Origin of the sequence: Mesorhizobium sp. B1-1-5, from assembly GCF_006443065.1 — a bacterium.
Taxonomy (GTDB): domain Bacteria; phylum Pseudomonadota; class Alphaproteobacteria; order Rhizobiales; family Rhizobiaceae; genus Mesorhizobium.
Genome location: NZ_VFWS01000272.1, coordinates 1 through 1,872, shown reverse-complemented (window position 1 = coordinate 1,872; position 1,872 = coordinate 1). Strand labels below are relative to the sequence as shown.

The 1,872-nt window shown below is 65.4% G+C and carries 1 protein-coding gene; it reads left to right on the top strand.

Annotated features, from left to right (window positions below; genetic code table 11):
• Positions 1–133 precede the first annotated feature (133 nt).
• Positions 134–1,872: lytic transglycosylase domain-containing protein (locus tag FJ980_RS30310; protein ID WP_140547277.1), on the top strand; the 1,739-nt coding region annotated here is incomplete at its 3' end.

Genomic DNA, 1,872 nt, shown 5'->3' with positions numbered 1-1,872 from the left:
GCCATGCTGCCAGCAAACGCAATTCGAACGGCCTCGATAACCTTTTGTTAACTGGCCCTTCATGACCTAAGTTTACGGTCTGGTCCAGGTCGCGAAGCTTCCGCGCCTGCTGGTGATGTGTAAAGGCTGAACGATGCCGACTAGGCGGCCTCATCTTTTCGCGCTCCTGGGCGCGGTCGTCGCGCTGATGCCCGAGATGGCGATCGGCGGCAGCGTCGACGTGCAGTTGACATCGGCCATTCCGATGCCCGGCATGCAAAGCTCGCAAGATGCGGGTCCACGCGATACGGCCCCCTCTGCCAGCATCGTGCAGTTGAAGAGCGGTCTGGACGCACTGGCGGCGGGCGACATTCCCGGTGCCCGCGCCGCGCGTGATGCCCTTTCCGCCGGTTCGCTCGACCAGCACATCCTTGCCTGGGCAATCGCGCTGTATGGCGGCGACAAGATGCCGAGCGGCGACATTGCGGCCGCAGCGAAGATGTTGCCCAACTGGCCGGGGACAACCGCGCTGCGCAAGAACAGCGAACGCGCACTCTATCGCGAGAACCCCGCCCCCGACATCGTTGTGCAGGCGTTCGACGGCAGCCAGCCGCAGACATTCGAAGGCGTGATGCTTCTTGCCCGCGCCTATGTGGCCCTGGGCAAGGCAGAGGCGGCGCGTTCGGTGCTGGTGCCGTTCTGGCGCACCGCGATCCTGGAGGCCAAGGACGAGACAGCGCTGATCAAGGAGTTCGGCGGGCTGATCCCGGCCGCCGATCACCGATTCCGCATGGAGCGCATGTTCTACGCCGACCGGGTCGGCGCGGCGCAGCGCGTCGCCGGCCCGGCGCAAGCGGAGCAACTGGCCACCGCCTGGGCGGCGGCCGACAAGGGCGACAAGAACACCCCCAAGCTGCTCAAGGCGGTGCCGGCTTCACAGCGTTCTGCCGGCTATTTCTTCGCGCAAGCCGAATATCTTCGCAAGCAAGACAATATTGCCGACGCCGCCGCCATCGTGATGAAGGCGCCGACGGATCGCGAAGCGCTGGTCGACCCGGATGCCTGGTGGGTGGAGCGCCGGGTACTGTCGCGCGAGCTGGTCGACAAGGGTGACATGAAAGCCGCCTACAGGATCGTCGCCATGCATGCGGCCGAAAGCACAGCGAACGCCGCCGAAGCCGAATTCCATGCCGGCTGGTACGCGCTGCGCGGTCTGAACGATCCCAGGCTTGCCGCAACCCATTTCGCGCGCAGCGCCGACCTTGCGCAGGGGCCGATGACATTGTCGCGCGCCTATTACTGGCTCGGCCGCGCCGCCGAAGTTGGTGGTCCAGGTAACGCAAAGGACTATTTTGCGCGCGCGGCGGCCTATGGCACGACATTCTACGGCCAGCTCGCCGCCGAGCGCATTGGTCGCCCGGCGCTGAACATCGTCTATCCCACACCGAGTGCCGCCGACCGCCAGAGTTTTGCCGGTCGCGAAGCCGTCGCTGCCATCAAGCGGCTGCAGGAGGCGGGCTACGACCGTTATGCCGAAACGCTCTATCGTGACCTTGCAGGACAGTTGACCAGCCCGGGCGAACTGGCGCTCCTGGCCGTGCTGGCGGAAAAGCAGGGCAACCACTTCATGTCGCTCAAGATCGGCAAGATCGCCGGCGCGCGTGGCATCGATGTCGGCGCGCTGTCGCATCCTTTGGGGGTCATCCCCGATAGCGCCGATATTTCAGGTTCGGGCAAGGCGCTGGCCTACGCCATCGCCCGCCAGGAAAGCGAATTCAACATCGGCGCCATATCGAGCGCCGGCGCGCGCGGGCTGCTGCAGCTGATGCCGGCAACCGCCAAGCAACTGGCGAAGACGGCCGGGCTGCAATTCTCTCAGGCACGCCTGACCAC